Origin of the sequence: Curtobacterium sp. NPDC087082, assembly GCF_044745045.1 — a bacterium.
Lineage (GTDB): Bacteria > Actinomycetota > Actinomycetes > Actinomycetales > Microbacteriaceae > Curtobacterium.
The window spans coordinates 356,548-373,004 of the sequence record NZ_JBIUZN010000005.1; the positions used below are offsets into that span (position 1 = coordinate 356,548).

General features: G+C 70.9%; 15 protein-coding genes. 13 read left to right on the top strand and 2 right to left on the bottom strand.

Annotated elements, in window-relative coordinates; genetic code table 11:
• Window positions 1-40: 40 nt before the first annotated feature.
• The 11 genes from ACIPEP_RS15240 to dapF all read left to right on the top strand — a co-directional run bounded on the left by ACIPEP_RS15240 (window position 41) and on the right by dapF (window position 12,360).
• Complete coding sequence (locus ACIPEP_RS15240) at window positions 41-1,717, top strand: ribonuclease J (RefSeq protein ID WP_070416509.1); 1,677 nt, start codon at window positions 41-43, stop codon at window positions 1,715-1,717.
• 168 nt (window positions 1,718-1,885) lie between these two features.
• The gene (locus ACIPEP_RS15245) at window positions 1,886-4,828 is read left to right on the top strand and encodes a DNA translocase FtsK (RefSeq protein ID WP_071301671.1); all 2,943 of its coding nucleotides are present in this window, start codon (window positions 1,886-1,888) and stop codon (window positions 4,826-4,828) included.
• Complete coding sequence (gene pgsA, locus ACIPEP_RS15250) at window positions 4,825-5,478, top strand: CDP-diacylglycerol--glycerol-3-phosphate 3-phosphatidyltransferase (protein ID WP_083294987.1); 654 nt, start codon at window positions 4,825-4,827, stop codon at window positions 5,476-5,478. The genes ACIPEP_RS15245 and pgsA overlap by 4 nt, the downstream gene beginning before the upstream one ends.
• Window positions 5,451-6,026: a CinA family protein gene (locus ACIPEP_RS15255; RefSeq protein WP_302847417.1), complete on the top strand. Its 576-nt coding sequence runs from the start codon at window positions 5,451-5,453 to the stop codon at window positions 6,024-6,026. Before pgsA ends, ACIPEP_RS15255 begins: the two co-directional genes overlap by 28 nt.
• 154 nt (window positions 6,027-6,180) lie before the next feature.
• Complete coding sequence (locus ACIPEP_RS15260) at window positions 6,181-6,489, top strand: helix-turn-helix domain-containing protein (protein ID WP_058742950.1); 309 nt, start codon at window positions 6,181-6,183, stop codon at window positions 6,487-6,489.
• A 100-nt stretch (window positions 6,490-6,589) separates the two neighbouring features.
• Window positions 6,590-6,814, top strand: a complete 225-nt coding sequence (locus ACIPEP_RS15265) for a DUF3046 domain-containing protein (RefSeq protein WP_022907383.1) — start codon at window positions 6,590-6,592, stop codon at window positions 6,812-6,814.
• Between the two features lie 262 nt (window positions 6,815-7,076).
• The gene (recA, locus tag ACIPEP_RS15270; RefSeq protein WP_070416506.1) at window positions 7,077-8,144 is read left to right on the top strand and encodes a recombinase RecA; all 1,068 of its coding nucleotides are present in this window, start codon (window positions 7,077-7,079) and stop codon (window positions 8,142-8,144) included.
• Complete coding sequence (locus tag ACIPEP_RS15275) at window positions 8,141-9,007, top strand: regulatory protein RecX (protein WP_402717722.1); 867 nt, start codon at window positions 8,141-8,143, stop codon at window positions 9,005-9,007. Before recA ends, ACIPEP_RS15275 begins: the two co-directional genes overlap by 4 nt.
• A 29-nt stretch (window positions 9,008-9,036) precedes the next feature.
• Window positions 9,037-10,536, top strand: coding sequence for a tRNA (N6-isopentenyl adenosine(37)-C2)-methylthiotransferase MiaB (gene miaB, locus ACIPEP_RS15280; protein ID WP_402717723.1), 1,500 nt, complete (start codon window positions 9,037-9,039; stop codon window positions 10,534-10,536).
• Window positions 10,523-11,473 carry a tRNA (adenosine(37)-N6)-dimethylallyltransferase MiaA gene (miaA, locus tag ACIPEP_RS15285; RefSeq protein WP_402717724.1) on the top strand — a complete coding sequence of 317 codons (951 nt, stop codon included), beginning with the start codon at window positions 10,523-10,525 and terminating at the stop codon, window positions 11,471-11,473. Before miaB ends, miaA begins: the two co-directional genes overlap by 14 nt.
• A complete protein-coding gene (dapF, locus tag ACIPEP_RS15290; RefSeq protein WP_309888090.1) occupies window positions 11,470-12,360 on the top strand; it encodes a diaminopimelate epimerase in 891 nt (296 codons plus the stop codon). Before miaA ends, dapF begins: the two co-directional genes overlap by 4 nt.
• A gap of 365 nt (window positions 12,361-12,725) precedes the next feature.
• Here the strand turns inward: dapF and ACIPEP_RS15295 are convergent, their stop codons facing one another.
• Window positions 12,726-13,340, bottom strand: a complete 615-nt coding sequence (locus tag ACIPEP_RS15295; RefSeq protein ID WP_071301669.1) for a class I SAM-dependent methyltransferase — start codon at window positions 13,338-13,340, stop codon at window positions 12,726-12,728.
• Window positions 13,341-13,401: 61 nt separating this feature from the next.
• Here ACIPEP_RS15295 and hflX point away from each other — a divergent pair, with 61 nt between their 5' ends.
• Window positions 13,402-14,940, top strand: coding sequence for a GTPase HflX (hflX, locus tag ACIPEP_RS15300; RefSeq protein ID WP_070419127.1), 1,539 nt, complete (start codon window positions 13,402-13,404; stop codon window positions 14,938-14,940).
• Between the two features lie 237 nt (window positions 14,941-15,177).
• On the opposite strand, the gene lexA is transcribed toward hflX, so the two are convergent.
• Entirely contained in the window at window positions 15,178-15,822 is a 645-nt protein-coding gene (gene lexA / locus ACIPEP_RS15305; protein ID WP_070416502.1) for a transcriptional repressor LexA, read from the bottom strand.
• A gap of 237 nt (window positions 15,823-16,059) precedes the next feature.
• Here lexA and ACIPEP_RS15310 point away from each other — a divergent pair, with 237 nt between their 5' ends.
• Complete coding sequence (locus tag ACIPEP_RS15310; protein ID WP_070416501.1) at window positions 16,060-16,425, top strand: LysM peptidoglycan-binding domain-containing protein; 366 nt, start codon at window positions 16,060-16,062, stop codon at window positions 16,423-16,425.
• Window positions 16,426-16,457: the final 32 nt, after the last annotated feature.

The following is a 16,457-nucleotide window of genomic DNA, read 5'->3' on the forward strand; positions in this document are numbered from 1 at the left end:
CGGCGCGCAGGACGCGCGTCGCCCGAATCCGTAGGACCGAATGCCCACACAGATCTCCGAACCGCAGCCGCTCGAAGCCGGCACCCTCCGCGTCATCCCCGTCGGGGGACTCGGCGAGATCGGTCGCAACATGACCGTGTACGAGTACGAGGGCAAGCTGCTCATCGTCGACGCCGGCGTGCTCTTCCCCGAGGAGCACCAGCCCGGGGTCGACCTGATCCTGCCGGACTTCGCGCCGATCCGGGACCGCCTCGACGACGTCCTCGGCGTCGTGCTCACGCACGGCCACGAGGACCACATCGGCGCCGTCCCGTACCTGCTGAAGCTCCGCGACGACATCCCGCTGATCGGCTCCACGCTGACCCTGGCCCTCGTCGAGGCGAAGCTCAAGGAACACCGGATCAAGCCGTACACGCTCGTCGTGGCCGAGGACCAGACCGAGCAGCTCGGCCCGTTCCACCTCGAGTTCGTGGCCGTCAACCACTCCATCCCGGACGCCCTCGCCGTCGCGATCACGACCCCCGCCGGTCGTGTCCTGCACACGGGCGACTTCAAGATGGACCAGCTCCCGCTGGACGACCGCATCACCGACCTCCGTGCCTTCGCACGCCTGGGGGAGCAGGGCGTCGACCTGTTCCTGCCGGACTCGACCAACGCCGACGTGCCGGGCTTCACCGCGCCCGAGCGCGACATCGGACCCGTGCTCGAGAACATCATCACGCGCGCCCGCAAGAAGGTCGTCGTGGCGAGCTTCTCGTCGCACGTGCACCGCGTGCAGCAGGTCCTCGACGCCGCTGCCGCCGCGAACCGCAAGGTCGCGTTCATGGGCCGCTCGATGATCCGCAACATGACGATCGCCGCCGACCTCGGCTACCTCCGGGTGCCCGAGAACGTGCTCATCGACACGAAGAAGGCGAAGAACGTCCCCGACGACCAGATCGTCTACATGTCGACCGGGTCGCAGGGCGAGCCGATGGCCGTGCTCGCGCGCATGGCCAACCTCGAGCACCAGATCGAGATCGGCGAGGGCGACACCGTCATCCTCGCCTCGTCGCTGATCCCGGGCAACGAGAACGCCGTGTACCGCGTCATCGACGGGCTCACCAAGCTCGGCGCGAAGGTCGTGCACAAGGGCAACGCCAAGGTGCACGTCTCCGGACACGCGTCGGCCGGCGAACTGCTCTACTGCTACAACATCCTCCGGCCGAAGAACGTGCTGCCCGTGCACGGCGAGCACCGCCACCTGTACGCCAGCGCGGACCTCGCGATCCAGACCGGTGTGCCGCCGCGGAACGTCATCCTCGGCCAGGACGGCATCGTCGTCGACCTGAAGGACGGCGAGGTCCGGGTCGCCGGCCAGCTCGACATCGGGTACGTCTACGTCGACGGGTCGACCGTGGGCGAGATCACCGACGCCGACCTCAAGGACCGCCGGGTCCTCGCGGAAGAGGGCTTCATCTCGATCTTCGCCGCGGTGGACTTCACCACCGGCCAGTGCGTCGTCGGCCCGGAGATCCAGTCGCGCGGCTTCGCCGAGGACGACTCGGTCTTCGACGACGTCCGTCCGCAGATCGCGAAGGCGCTCGCCGAGGCGGCCGCGAACGGCACGCGCGACGGGCACGCCTTCGGGCAGGTCGTCCGCCGGACCGTGGGTCGCTGGGTGAACACGAAGCACCGTCGTCGACCCATGATCGTGCCGGTGGTCATCGAGGCGTAGTGCTCGTCGCGACCACCGCGCACGTCGCGGTGGTCGCAGTGGCCGTGTCCGGGAGGCGCGGTGCACGTTCCTGACGGACGTGCACCGCGCCTCCTGGCACGTTCCGGCCTGTCGGCTGACCGGCGGGCCGCGCTCGGTTTGTCCTGAGGGGGGATTAGGGTTCTGCCCATGGCCGGAGGCACCAAGTCGACCACGCGCTCGCGCGCGTCCTCGTCGTCCCGTGGAAGCGGGACGCGTGGCTCGTCGCGCACCCAGGCCACGACGAAGAAGCTGCCGCAGGCCGCACCGACCCCGGTCTTCCGCGAACAGAACCCCCTCGTGACGTTCTGGCTGGCGATGGCGCACGGCGTCGGCGCGGTCTTCCGCCTGCTCGGCACGGAGACCCTCGAGAAGGACCAGCGGCGCGACGGGTTCCCGTTCCTGCTCTTCGTGCTGGCGGTCGCCGGCGCGGTGGTCGAGTGGCTCAACCCGTCGAACGCCGTCTCGGTGGCGCTCGACGCGTACACGTTCGGCGGGCTGTTCGGCCGGCTGGCCTTCGCGTTGCCCGTCATCATGGTCGTCTTCGCCGGGTGGCTCTTCCGGCACCCGGCGTCCGTGCACGACAACACCCGGATCGGGATCGGTCTCGGGCTGTTGCTCGTGTCCATCGCGGCGCTCTGCCACGTGTTCGGCGGGCAGCCGAGCGCCTCGGACGGCATGCCCGCGCTGGCGACCGCCGGCGGCGTCATCGGCTGGGTCGTGATCGCCTGGCTCGTCGCGGTCGCCACCGAGTGGGTCGCGGTGCCGGTCGCGGTGCTGCTGCTCGTGCTCTCGCTCTTCATCATCACCAAGACGCCGCCGAACAAGATCGGTCGGCGCCTGCACGAGCTCTACGCGTACCTGTTCGGCGCGCCGGCCCCCGCGACGGAGACGGACGAGCCCGTCGCCGAGGCGCCCGCCGCACGGACCAAGCCGACGAAGAAGCGCGGCGCGAAGGGCGACACCGACTTCCAGTTGTTCGACGACCTCGGCTTCGAGGACGACAAGGCCGCCGAGTCCGACGCCGAGGGTGGGACCATCCCGTGGTGGCGCCGGAACAAGTCCGGTCGCGAAGAGGACCCCGCGTACGACAGCCCCGTGATCAGCGGTGCGACGTCGGCCGTGCCCCCGGCCGCCGCAGCCGCGCCGGCACCCGGCCCGAACGCCGGTGCCGCCGCCGGTCTGGTCGACCACACGCCGGCCGAGCCCGGTTCGGTCAACCTCAACGACTCGGTCGAGCAGGACCTGCAGATCGCCGAACAGGCCCTGCGCGACTTCGGGACCCCGGTGCCGGAACGCCCCGCGCCGGCCGAGGTCGTCCGTCCGGACGCCTCGGTGTCGCCGGTGGTCTCGCCGTCGCTCCCCGCCGAGGACCTCGCGGTCGACGCCGGCGACGACGCGGACGGCCTGCCCCCGGTGGCCGGCCCCGATGAAGACCCGGCCGCGCCCTACCGGCTGCCGGCCGCCACGACGCTGAGCTCCGGCACGCCGTCGGTCGCACGCAGCCAGGCGAACGACGACATCGTCGCCGCGATCACGAGCGTCCTCACCGAGTTCAAGGTGGACGCGAAGGTCACCGGGTTCTCCCGTGGGCCGACGGTGACCCGGTACGAGATCGAGCTCGGCCCCGGCGTGAAGGTCGAGCGCGTCACCGCCCTGTCGAAGAACCTGTCGTACGCGGTCGCCTCGAACGAGGTCCGCATCCTGTCGCCGATCCCGGGCAAGAGCGCGATCGGCGTCGAGATCCCGAACACCGACCGTGAAACCGTCTCCCTCGGTGACGTCCTGCGCTCGAACGCCGCTCGCAAGTCCAAGCACCCGATGACGATCGGCGTCGGCAAGGACGTCGAGGGCGGCTTCGTCGTGGCCAACCTCGCGAAGATGCCGCACCTGCTCGTCGCCGGCTCCACCGGGTCCGGCAAGTCGGTGTTCATCAACTCGATGATCACGTCGCTGCTCATGCGCGCGAAGCCGTCCGAGGTCCGCATGGTCCTCGTCGACCCGAAGCGCGTCGAGCTCTCGATCTACGCCGGCGTCCCGCACCTCATCACGCCCATCATCACGAACCCGAAGAAGGCGGCCGAGGCGCTGCAGTGGGTCGTGAAGGAGATGGACATGCGGTACGACGACCTCGCGTCGTTCGGGTTCCGGCACGTCGACGACTTCAACAAGGCGATCGCGAACAACGAGATCGTCCTGCCGGCCGGCAGCGAGCGGAAGCTCAAGCCGTACCCGTACCTGCTCGTCGTCGTCGACGAGCTCGCCGACCTCATGCTCGTCGCGCCGCGTGACGTCGAGGAGTCGATCGTCCGCATCACCCAGCTCGCCCGTGCCGCCGGTATCCACCTGGTGCTCGCGACGCAGCGTCCGTCGGTCGACGTCATCACCGGGCTCATCAAGGCGAACGTGCCGTCGCGGATCGCCTTCGCGGTGACCAGCGTCACCGACTCCCGGGTCATCCTCGACCAGCCGGGCGCCGACAAGCTCATCGGGCAGGGCGACGCGCTCTTCCTGCCGATGGGGTCCTCGAAGTCGCTCCGCGTCCAGGGTGCCTGGGTGCAGGAGAGCGAGGTCGCCGAGGTCGTCCAGCACGTCACCCGCCAGGCCCGTCCGGAGTACCGCCAGGACGTCCAGGCCGTGGTCGAGCGCAAGGAGATCGACGCGGACATCGGCGACGACCTCGAGCTGCTGCTCGCGGCGGTCGAGCAGGTCGTCTCGACGCAGTTCGGGTCGACCTCGATGCTCCAGCGCAAGCTCCGCGTCGGGTTCGCCAAGGCCGGCCGCCTGATGGACCTCATGGAGTCCCGCGACATCGTGGGGCCGTCCGAGGGCTCGAAGGCGCGCGACGTCCTCGTGACGACCGACCAGCTGCCGGCCGTGCTCGCGAAGCTCCGGGGCGAGGAGCCACCGGCGGGTGCTGCCCCGGCCGCCCCCGCCGCCGGCCCGGGTCCCGCGGCGCCGGCTCCGGCGTCGGCCCCGACCGACGACGGCGACCGCTACGGCGCCGACCCGGTGGCGGACATGACGCGCGGGTACGATGAAGCAGACGACGAGCCCGATGAGGACGCGTGGGGACTGACGGGCAGGGAGTGAGTGCGATGACCGCCTCGGACAGCACGGAGACCACGCACGGCGCACGCTTCCCGTGGCGCGGACGACTCCTGCGCAAGGGCCCCGGCCCGGCGTCGACGGGCAACGTCGCGAACATCATCACGGTCGTGCGCATCCTCATGGCGCCGCTGTTCTTCGTGCTGCTCCTGACGGACGCCGGCACCGACGGGCCGCTGCGCATCTGGGCGGCCGTCGTGTTCGTGGTCGCCATCGTCACGGACAGCGCCGACGGCATCATCGCCCGACGGCAGAACCTCGTCACGGACTTCGGGAAGCTCGTCGACCCGATCGCGGACAAGGTCCTCATCGGCGGCGCCCTCGTCGCGCTGTCGATCCTCGGTGAGCTCCCCTGGTACGTGACCGTGCTGATCATGGTGCGCGAGATCGGCATCACGGTCTTCCGGTTCGCGGTGCTCTCGGACCGGGTGATCCCGGCGAGCCGGGGCGGCAAGATCAAGACCGTGCTGCAGGCCGTCGCGTTGACCGCCGCGCTCTTCCCGTGGTGGAACCTCGTGGGGGACTGGGCGCACTGGGTGAACGGCATCCTGATGACCGCGGCCTTCCTGGCGACCATCCTGAGCGGGATCGACTACCTGTACCAGGCGTGGAAGCACAACCGGACCACCGCGTGACGGCGGCCGACGACGTCACCGGCACCGCGCCTCCAGGACACGACACCGGACCCGACGTCCGGACGTCCGCCCGCGACCTCGTCGCGCGCCTGACCGAACGGGGCGACACCGTCGCCGTGGCGGAGTCGCTCACCGGTGGACTCGTCGTCGCGACCCTCGTCGGCGTGCCGGGTGCCAGCGCCGTGGTGCGCGGGGGAGTCGTGGCCTACGCGACGCCCGTGAAGCACACCGTGCTCGGCGTCTCGTCGGCGCTGCTCGCGTCCAACGGTGCGGTCGACCCGGAGGTGGCTCGGCAGATGGCCTCGGGCGTGCGAGCAGCACTCGCGGTCGACGGAGCACCCGCGACATGGGGCATCAGCACGACCGGTGTCGCCGGACCCGACCCGCAGGACGGTCAGCCGGTGGGGACGGTCTTCGTCGGCATCGCGGACGCCGACGGTGCCCAGGCGTACGAGTTGCACCTCGACGGCGACCGCGATGCAATCCGCTGGGCGACCGTCTCCGAACTCCTGGCACGGATGTCGTCCACGATCCGGGCCCGGGAATAGGTCCCGTTTCCACTGGGTTACATCTCACGCAATCTCCAGCAGTAGAGCAGCCGGCGTGGTTAGCATGCTGCAACCGGCAACGCTACTGTTGCTGAACCCGAACTCGGCCATCAGGACCGAGCGGGCGCGGAGACGACAGAGAGGAGGAGTTCTCATGGTTCTCGTTCGTCAGGAAATCGGCGACGTTCTGCGGGACTTCCGCTTGCAGAAGGGCCGGACCCTCCGTCAGGTCGCGTCCAAGGCCAGCGTGGCTCTCGGGTACCTCAGCGAGGTCGAGCGTGGGCAGAAGGAAGCCAGCTCGGAGATCCTCGCGTCCGTCGCGGACGCGCTGGACACCCCCATCTCGACCATCATGCGTGAGGTCGGCGACCGTCTCGCGGTGGTCGAGGGGCTCACCCCGGTGCCCGACACGCTCCCGGACGACCTCGTCGCCGAGTTCGACAACGACCTCGCGGTGCGCTGACGCCACCGCTTCCCGAACGCCCCCGCTGGTCCGCCAGCGGGGGCGTTCGGCGTTCCAGGGCCGTGCTCTGGCCGCGGGGCGGCGCGGTTACGCTGGGATGATGCGTGTGAGTGAGTTCTGGCGGGCCGTCGACCAGGTGTTCGGCGATGCCTACGGTGCCGTCGTCAGTCGTGACGTGGTGCTCGAGGAACTCGGCGGACGCTCGGCGGCCGAGGCGCTCGACGCGGGCATCGATGCGCGCCGCGTGTGGGAGGCGCTGTGCGAGTCGCAGGACGTCCCGCTCGAGAAGCGGCACGGCAAGGGGCTGGCGGAACCGCGGGACTGACGCGCGGTCTCCGTCCGAAACTCTGTTCGGCGTGTTGCTCGAACGGGTGTTCGATCGGTGGTAGCTTCCTCCACAGCGGCGCTGTCCGGAGAGTTCGTCCACAGATCGCGCGGTCGTCGGCAGTGATGTCGGTGGCCCGCCCTAGGTTCGAGTCAACGGGAACAGCCCGAAGCCTTGTCGCTGAAGCACCGGCCCTGCACCACCGGCCGGGTGGACGCGACAGCCTACAGGCGGCCGACACCGAGCACGAAGGAAGCACACCATGCCCTCACCCCAGGACCGCGAGAAGGCCCTCGAGACCGCTCTCGCCCAGATCGACCGTCAGTTCGGCAAGGGCACGGTCATGCGCCTCGGCTCGGACGAGCGCGCCCCCGTCGCCACCATCCCGACCGGTTCGGTCGCCCTCGACGTCGCGCTCGGCATCGGCGGGCTCCCGCGTGGCCGCATCATCGAGATCTACGGCCCGGAGTCGTCGGGTAAGACGACCCTGACGCTGCACGCCATCGCCAACGCCCAGCGCGCCGGCGGCATCGCGGCCTTCATCGACGCGGAACACGCGCTCGACCCCGAGTACGCGAAGAAGCTCGGCGTCGACATCGACGCGCTGCTCGTCTCCCAGCCGGACACCGGTGAGCAGGCGCTCGAGATCGCCGACATGCTCGTCCGTTCCGGCTCCATCGACCTCGTCGTCATCGACTCCGTCGCGGCGCTCGTGCCCCGCGCCGAGATCGAGGGCGAGATGGGTGACTCGCACGTCGGTCTGCAGGCCCGCCTCATGTCGCAGGCACTCCGCAAGCTCGCCGGTGGCCTGAACCAGACGCAGACCACGATGATCTTCATCAACCAGCTGCGCGAGAAGATCGGTGTGTTCTTCGGCAGCCCCGAGACCACCGCCGGCGGCAAGGCGCTCAAGTTCTACGCGTCGGTCCGCCTCGACATCCGTCGCATCGAGACGCTCAAGAGCGGTACCGACGCGGTCGGCAACCGCACCCGCGTCAAGGTCGTCAAGAACAAGATGGCCCCGCCCTTCAAGCAGGCCGAGTTCGACATCCTGTACGGCACGGGCATCTCGCGCGAGGGTTCGTTGCTCGACTTCGGCGTCGACCACGGCATCGTCAAGAAGTCCGGTGCCTGGTACACGTACGACGGCGACCAGCTCGGGCAGGGCAAGGAGAACTCGCGGTCGTTCCTGATCCAGAACCCCGAGATCGCTGCTGAGATCGAGGGCAAGATCCTCGCCAAGCTCGGTGTCGGCGGTGCGTCGGCCGAGGCGGTCGAGGCTCCCGTCGAGTCGATCGCGCCGAAGATCGCGGAGCGCAAGGGCGCGTGACGACCGACCACGACGGCGACGAGGACCTCGCACCGGTCACCGACCTGTTCGGTGCGCGCGGTGCGCGGTCCCGTCGCCGATCCGCGGCTGGGCCGGACACGGCGGACGACACGGATGCCGTGACGGACCACGACGGAGCCGATGCCGACGCACCGGTCCCGCTGCCGATCCAGGGCGCTCGGGCACAGGCGGAGTGGCTCTCGCCCGTCGTCGGGGACGGCAGCGGCCGCGGTGCCCGTGCCGAGCAGGACGGCTACGACGACGACCGGACGGCTGACGCCACGACGGCGTCCGTGTTCGCGATCGACGGCGGTGCCGAACTCGACCCAGCGGACGCCCCACGGCCGATCGACGAGCAGCGTGCCGACGCCGAGCGGCTCAGCATGCGCGCGCTCGGTCGCAAGGGCGTCAGCGAGTCCGAGCTGCGCACGATGCTGACCAAGAACGACCTCGACCCGGACGTCGTCGAGCACGAGATCGAGCGGCTCACCCGCGTCGGACTCGTGGACGACGTGGCGCTCGCGACCGACCTCGTCGACCGCCTGCACGACCGCAAGGGTCTGGGGCGCCAGGGCGTCGTCGCCGAACTGCGGCGCCGCGGCATCGACCAGGTCGCGATCGACGCGGCGCTCGAGGCAGCCGCCGACGACGAGGACGACGAGTTCGTCCGTGCGATCGACCTCGCGCAGAAGCGTGCCGGGCAGCTCCGCGGGCTCGACCGAGCGACGGCGGAGCGACGGCTCTCGGGCTTCCTGATGCGCAAGGGCTACAACGGGGGCATCGTGCGGATCGCGGTCGAGCGTGCGCTCGACGGCGGTGGGCGTCCGCCGGCGGGACCTCGCGGCTCCGTCCGCTTCGAGTAGCGTCGCGACGGTTTTACACTGGGACGACCATGGCCACCGTCGCAGCGCGCCCCCGCACCTACCAAGTCCGCACCTACGGGTGCCAGATGAACGTGCACGACTCCGAGCGGCTGAGCGGGTCGCTCCAGGCCGCCGGATACGTCGCTGCCGACGGCGAGCAGGCGGACGTGGTCGTCATCAACACGTGCGCCGTGCGCGAGAACGCCGACAACCGTCTGTACGGCAACCTCGGGCAGCTCGCGGGCATCAAGCGCGAGCACCCCGGCATGCAGATCGCGGTCGGCGGGTGCCTGGCGCAGAAGGACAAGAACGTCATCCTCGAGAAGGCGCCGTGGGTGGACGTCGTCTTCGGGACGCACAACATGGGGTCGCTGCCGACGCTGCTCGAGCGTGCCCGGCACAACGACGAAGCGCAGATCGAGATCCTCGAGTCGCTCGACGTCTTCCCGTCGACCCTCCCGACCAAGCGCGACTCGACGCACAGTGGCTGGGTGTCGATCTCGGTCGGCTGCAACAACACCTGCACGTTCTGCATCGTGCCGTCGCTGCGCGGCAAGGAGAAGGACCGCCGCCCGGGTGACGTGCTCGCCGAGATCCAGGCGCTCGTCGACGACGGCGCGATCGAGGTCACCCTGCTCGGGCAGAACGTCAACTCGTACGGCGTCGAGTTCGGGGACCGCCAGGCGTTCGGCAAGCTGCTCCGGGCCGCCGGTCAGATCGAGGGCCTCGAGCGGGTCCGATTCACCAGCCCGCACCCCGCCGCCTTCACGGACGACGTCATCGACGCGATGGCCGAGACGCCGAACGTGATGCCCCAGCTGCACATGCCGCTCCAGTCCGGGTCGGACCGCGTCCTCAAGGCGATGCGCCGCAGCTACCGGAGCGAACGGTTCCTCGGCATCCTCGACCGCGTCCGGGCGAAGATCCCGCACGCGGCGATCTCGACGGACATCATCGTCGGCTTCCCCGGCGAGACCGACGCGGACTTCGAGGACACCCTGCGCGTCGTGGAGCAGTCGCGGTTCGCCTCGGCGTTCACGTTCCAGTACTCGATCCGGCCGGGGACACCCGCGGCGACGATGGACGAGCAGCTGCCGAAGCACGTCGTGCAGGAGCGGTACGAGCGGCTCGTCGCCCTGCAGGAGCACATCACGGCAGAAGAGAACGCGAAGCAGGTCGGGCGCACGGTCCAGGTCCTCGTCGCCACCGGTGAGGGCAAGAAGGACGACGCCACGCACCGGCTGTCGGGCCGCGCCGAGGACTCCCGACTCGTGCACTTCTCGGTGCCGGGCGGATCGGACGTGCCGCGCCCCGGGGACGTCGTCACCGTCGAGGTCACCCGCTCGGCCCCGCACTTCCTGATCGCCGACGGGGACACACCGTTGCGGATCCGCCGGACCCGCGCGGGCGACGCGTGGGACCGTGCCCAGGCGGAGAGCTGTGGCGTCCCGACGCCGGCACCCGTCGGGGCCGCCGACGGCCCGCGGCCGGTGTCGCTCGGTCTGCCCAGCATCCGTGTCGGCCGCTGACGAGGAGCGCGCCGGCGGCGGCGACCTGATCGCGGTCGTCGGGGCGACAGGCACCGGCAAGTCCGACCTCGGGATCGCGATCGCCGAACGCCTCCGCGCCGCGGGCCGCCCCGCCGAGATCGTCAACGCCGACGCCATGCAGCTCTACCGCGGCATGGACATCGGCACCGCGAAGCTCAGCGTCGAGGAGCGCCGGGGCATCCCGCACCACCAGCTCGACGTGCTCGACGTCACGGACGAGGCCAGTGTCGCCGCCTACCAGCGTGATGCGCGGGCCGAGATCGAGGCCATCCACGGCCGCGTGAACGTCGCCCTGCTCGTCGGCGGCAGCGGGCTGTACGTCTCGGCCGTGCTCTTCGACCTCGCGTTCCCCGGCACCGACCCCGAGCTCCGCGCCCGTCTCGAGCGCGAGCACGAGGAACTCGGGCCGGGCATCATGCTGGAACGACTCCGCGGTCTGGACCCGGCGGCCGCGGCGACCATCGACGCACGCAACCCGCGGAGGTTGATCCGTGCACTCGAGATCGCGAGCCGATCCGAGGTGGTCACGCCGAGCCTCCCGTCCGCGCCCCGCGCCTGGCGACCCGCTCGGATCCTGCACCTGCACCGCGACCGAGCGCAGCTCGTCGCCGCGCTGCACGAGCGCGCGGCGCGCATGTTCGACGCCGGTCTCGTGGAGGAGGTCCGTGGGCTGCGTGAGCAGGGCCTCGAGTCGGGGCGGACCGCGCGGGCGGCGATCGGGTACTCGCAGGCGCTCGAGGTGCTCCGCGGGGACGCGACCGTCGACCAGGCGGTGGAGGCGACGGGCATCGCGACGCGCAAGTACGCCCGCCGGCAGGTGTCGTGGTTCCGGCGGTACGCCGACGCGGAGCTCCTCGACGTCACCGGCGCCGATCGGGCTGCGCTGACAGCGGCTGCCCGTAGGATCGTCCCGTGACCGAGCTGCACTTCACCAAGGGCCAGGGGACCGGCAACGACTTCGTCCTGTTCGCCGACCCCGACGCGTCGGTCGACCTGACCCCCGAGCGGATCCGTGCCATCGCCGACCGCCGGTTCGGTGTCGGCGGCGACGGCGTCATCCGGGCAGTCCGGTCCGATGCGCTGCCGGAAGGGCAGGCGCTCGTCGCCGAGGACCCCGCGGCGACCTGGTTCATGGACTACCACAACGCCGACGGCACGGTCGCCGAGATGTGCGGGAACGGCATCCGCGTGTTCGCGCGCTACCTCACGGAGTCCGGGCTCGTCGACCTGACCCCCGGCGAGACCCTGACGGTCGGCAGCCGCAAGGGACTCGTCGACATCCAGCGGACGACCAACGGCTTCTCCGCCGACCTCGGACGCTGGGGGCTCGGCATCGAGGGCGGTGGCGCGGACGACGTGCTCGTGCGGGCGAAGAACCTCGACGGTGCACGCCCCGGGCTCGGCATCGACGTCGGCAACCCCCACGTGGTGGTCGCCGTCGCGACCGAGGACGAACTCGCCGAGGTCGACCTCACGTACGTGCCGGTGCTCGAGCCGGTCCCCGCGGCCGGCGCGAACGTCGAGTTCGTCCTGCCGGGCGACCCGCTCGTGCAGGACGGCGTCGGTCAGATCACGATGCGCGTCCACGAGCGCGGCAGCGGTGAGACCCTGTCGTGCGGCACCGGGGCCGTCGCTGCGGCCCTCGCGACGCGGTACTGGGCGGGCAACGGGGCGCCGGACACGTGGCGCGTGCGCGTGCCGGGTGGGGTCGTCACGGTGCGCATCTTCGCGGCGGAGGACGGCGAGCACGTCGCGTTGTCCGGGCCGGCGGAACTCGTGTTCTCGGGTGACCTGACGGTCTGACCCGGGCGGGGCTCCGGCCAGGAGGCGCGGTTCGGCGCGCCGACGCTCGTCACGTGGGTCGCGCCTCCTGGCCACTGCCTCGGTGCGGACGGGCGGGTCGGTCGCGCTGGCCGACTGCGGCGCGCTGGCCGCGCTGCGCGCTGGCCGGTCGTGTGACGCTTCGAACCACGTTCCCGACATCGAACTGCCCGTTTGCGCTGGTTCGATGTCGGAATCGTGGTTCCACTCGGACCGCGCGCCTCGCGTTGGCGCCAGCCGTGCGCCCCGCGCGCCGACGGCCGGCGGCACGCCCCGCGCGCCGGCGTCCGGCGGCACTCGCCCCGCGCCCCGCGCGCCGGCGGCCGGCGGCACGCGGCCGGCGGCGCCTACTCGGCCGCGCGGTGCACCCGCAGCACCCGGAACCCCTTGTCCGTCGACGCCCGCGACACGTGGAACCCCGCGTCGAGCGACTCCCGCAACCACCGCTGCAGCGAATCGCCCCCGAGGTCCTTCGACACGACCAACCACGCGTCCCCACCGACCTCGAGCCGGGGCAGCCACGTCAGCAGGATCTGGTGCAGCTCGTCCTTGCCCACCCGGATCGGCGGGTTCGACCAGATCGTCCGGAACCGCAGGTCGGCCGGTACCTCGTCCGGCAGTGCGACGGTGACGTTGTCGGCCCCCGCAGCAGCAGCGTTCGCCCGGGCGAGACCGAGCACCCGCTCGTTCACGTCGACGCCCCACACCTGGGCGGCGGGGGAGTCGAGGGCCATGGTGATGGCGATCGGACCCCAGCCGCAGCCGACGTCGAGCAGTGCCCCCTCGTGCGCGGGCGGCGGCACCGAGCCGAGCAGCACCCGCGTGCCACGGTCGAGCCCGTCCGGGCTGAAGACCCCCGCGGCGGTGGTCAGCGTGAGCGGGCGACCGGCGAGGGTGACGTGGATCTGGCGTTCGCGGGTGTCCGACGACGGGTTCGCGGAGAAGTAGTGGTCGTTCGCCATGGATGAACCGTACCGGCAACCCCGTGTGTCCCGAGGCCCCGAGCGGTACCCTGTGGAGAAGATGACGGACACCACGAACCGAGACGCAGAGACCACCGACGACAGCGCTGCTGGTGTCGTCGAGCGGGTCCTGCGCAACGCCGACTCCCGCGCGAGCTCCTCGATCTTCGCCCCCGCGCAGGCGATCCAGACCCGATCGGTCGACGACCACGCCTGGACGGGCGACGGCGACCAGTACGACCGCGAAGACCGGGCTGCCCTCCGCCGCGTCGGCGGCCTCTCCACCGAACTCGAGGACGTCACCGAGGTCGAGTACCGGCAGCTCCGGCTCGAGCAGGTCGTCCTGATCGGCGTGTACCCGCACGGCGACGCCTCGGACGCCGAGAACTCCCTGCGCGAGCTCGCCGCCCTCGCCGAGACCGCGGGTGCCGTGGTGCTCGACGGGCTCCTGCAGCGCCGGCCGAACCCCGACCCCTCCACGTACCTCGGCAAGGGCAAGGCCGAAGAGCTCGCGATGGTCGTCAAGGCCACCGGCGCCGACACGGTCATCGCCGACACCGAACTCGCCCCGTCCCAGCGCCGCGCGCTCGAGGACGTGGTGAAGGTCAAGGTGATCGACCGGACGGCCGTGATCCTCGACATCTTCAGCCAGCACGCCAAGAGCCGCGAGGGCAAGGCGCAGGTCGAACTCGCCCAGCTCGAGTACCTCCTGCCGCGACTCCGCGGTTGGGGTGAGTCGATGTCCCGCCAGGCCGGTGGCCAGGTCTCCGGCGGTGCAGGCATGGGTTCGCGTGGTCCCGGTGAGACGAAGATCGAGCTCGACCGTCGTCGCATCCACACCCGGATGTCCAAGCTCCGTCGCCAGATCGCCGGGTTCCGCCCCGCGCGCGAGGCGAAGCGGGCCGACCGCCACCGCAACGACGTCCCGAGCGTCGCGATCGCCGGCTACACCAACGCGGGCAAGTCCTCGCTGCTGAACCGACTGACGAGCGCCGGCGTGCTCGTCCAGAACCAGCTCTTCGCGACGCTGGACGCCACGGTCCGCCGGACCGAGAGCGCGAAGGGCCGCGAGTTCACCTTCGTCGACACCGTCGGCTTCGTGCGCAACCTGCCGCACCAGCTCGTCGAGGCGTTCCGCTCCACCCTCGAAGAGGTCGGCGAGGCCGACGTCATCGTGCACGTGGTCGACGGGTCGCACCCCGACCCGGCCGCCCAGCTGGCGACCGTGCGCGAGGTCATCGGCGACGTCGGCGCCCGCGAGATCCCCGAGATCGTCGCCTTCAACAAGGCCGACCTCATCGACGAGTCGCAGCGGCTCGTGCTCGTCGGCCTCGTACCGGACGCGGTGTTCGTCTCGGCGCGCACGGGCGAGGGCATCCAGGACCTCCTCGACGTGATCGAGGCCCGTCTCCCCGAACCCGACGTCGAGCTCACCGTGGTGGTCCCGTACGACCGCGGTGACCTGGTGTCGTCGCTGCACGACGCGGGTGCGGTCGAGACCGTCGACTACGTCGAGGACGGCACACGCCTGCGGGTGCGCGTGTTCCAGCGGCAAGTCGCGGAGCTCGACCCGTTCGTGGTCGCGCCCGTCGCGTCCTGAGGCGCGCCCTGCGCTGACGTGCGGCGTGCGGTCGTGCGGTCGCGCGCGGTGCGGTCGCTCGGCGTGCGGTCGCGCGCGGTGCGGTCCAGGAGGCGCGGCGCACGCCCGCCCCGCGCCCACCGCGGCTGCGCGGTTCCGTTCAGCGCCGCACAACGAAAGCCGGTTCGAACCACGTGATCGTGTGGTTCGAACCGGCTTTGGTCGTGCTCAGCGCAGAGGCACGCGGTGCCTGCGCCGTCAGATCGAGCGGAGGACCGCCACGACCTTGCCGAGCACGGTGGCCGCGTCGCCGAGGATCGGCTCGAACGCGGTGTTGCGGGGGAGCAGCCACGTGTGGCCGTCCCGCTGGCGGAAGACCTTCACGGTCGCTTCCTCGTCGAGCATGGCGGCGACGATGTCACCGTTCTCGGCCGTCTGCTGCGACCGGACGACCACCCAGTCGCCGTCGCAGATCGCGGCGTCGATCATCGACTCGCCCACGACCTTGAGCATGAAGAGGTCACCAGTGCCGACGAGCTGCCGGGGGAGCGGCACGATCTCGTCGACGTGCTGCTCGGCCGTGATCGGCACACCGGCGGCGATCCGACCGACGAGCGGGACGAGCGTCGTTGCGTCGACGTCCGGGCCCTCGACGTCGGGGGTCGGCTCGTCGACGAGGACCTCGAGCGCGCGCGGGCGGTTCGGGTCGCGGCGGATCCACCCGCCGAGCTCGAGCTGGCCGAGCTGGTGCGAGACGCTCGACAGCGAGGACAAGCCCGCGGCGTCACCGATCTCACGCATGCTCGGCGGGTAGCCCCGGCTGGCGATCGACGCACGGATCGCGTCGAGGATCGCCTGCTGCTTCGCCGTCAGCGGCTTCTGGCCCCGCAGTTCGTCCGCCACGTCGTCTCGCCCTTCGTCGGTGCCGGGACCGTGCCCGCGGGAATGTCGGTGGTGCCCGCTTGACTTGTCCCAGTCGATCGAAACAGTATCCGACCGGTCATTGCCGGACAAACACCTGTTCGAGCGTGTCGGCAGAAAACCCCCCAGAAATCTCCGCGCAGGACTTGTGCGGCTCGTCATTCGAAACTATGTTCGGTACAGGACTTCGGTTCACCCGAACGGGAAGGCAAGAACGACATGAGCACCATCGCCATCGCTGACATCCAGCGCACCGCGCCCGCCGTGCGTACGCGCCTGCGCCTCACGCGTCGCGGCCGGGTCGTCCTGACGACGCTCGCCGCGATCCCGCTGCTGATCGGTGTGGCACTCGCCGTGCTGAACGGCGGACAGGCATCGGCCGGCAACACCGAGTCGCACGCCCACTTCGAGACCGTGACCATCCAGCCGGGCGAGACGCTCTGGCAGCTGGCGGAAGAGACCGCCCCGAACGCCGACCCGCGCGACTTCGTGCAGGACGTCGTCAGCCTGAACGCGCTCGACGGCTCCGGGCTGCAGGCCGGGCAGGAGATCTCGATCCCGGCGCAGTACACCGCCGCGCACTAGCACCGTCCGGACGGCCGGTCACCACACCGTTC

Bases quoted from the DNA above. Each gene is read 5' to 3' on its own strand.
- recA (WP_070416506.1), top strand. From the start codon at position 7,077: ATGCCCTCACCCCAGGACCGCGAGAAGGCCCTCGAGACCGCTCTCGCC.
- miaB (WP_402717723.1), top strand. From the start codon at position 9,037: ATGGCCACCGTCGCAGCGCGCCCCCGCACCTACCAAGTCCGCACCTAC.
- ACIPEP_RS15245 (WP_071301671.1), top strand. From the start codon at position 1,886: ATGGCCGGAGGCACCAAGTCGACCACGCGCTCGCGCGCGTCCTCGTCG.
- ACIPEP_RS15310 (WP_070416501.1), top strand. From the start codon at position 16,060: ATGAGCACCATCGCCATCGCTGACATCCAGCGCACCGCGCCCGCCGTG.
- hflX (WP_070419127.1), top strand. From the start codon at position 13,402: ATGACGGACACCACGAACCGAGACGCAGAGACCACCGACGACAGCGCT.
- ACIPEP_RS15240 (WP_070416509.1), top strand. From the start codon at position 41: ATGCCCACACAGATCTCCGAACCGCAGCCGCTCGAAGCCGGCACCCTC.
- ACIPEP_RS15260 (WP_058742950.1), top strand. From the start codon at position 6,181: ATGGTTCTCGTTCGTCAGGAAATCGGCGACGTTCTGCGGGACTTCCGC.
- ACIPEP_RS15295 (WP_071301669.1), bottom strand. From the start codon at position 13,340: ATGGCGAACGACCACTACTTCTCCGCGAACCCGTCGTCGGACACCCGC.
- ACIPEP_RS15265 (WP_022907383.1), top strand. From the start codon at position 6,590: ATGCGTGTGAGTGAGTTCTGGCGGGCCGTCGACCAGGTGTTCGGCGAT.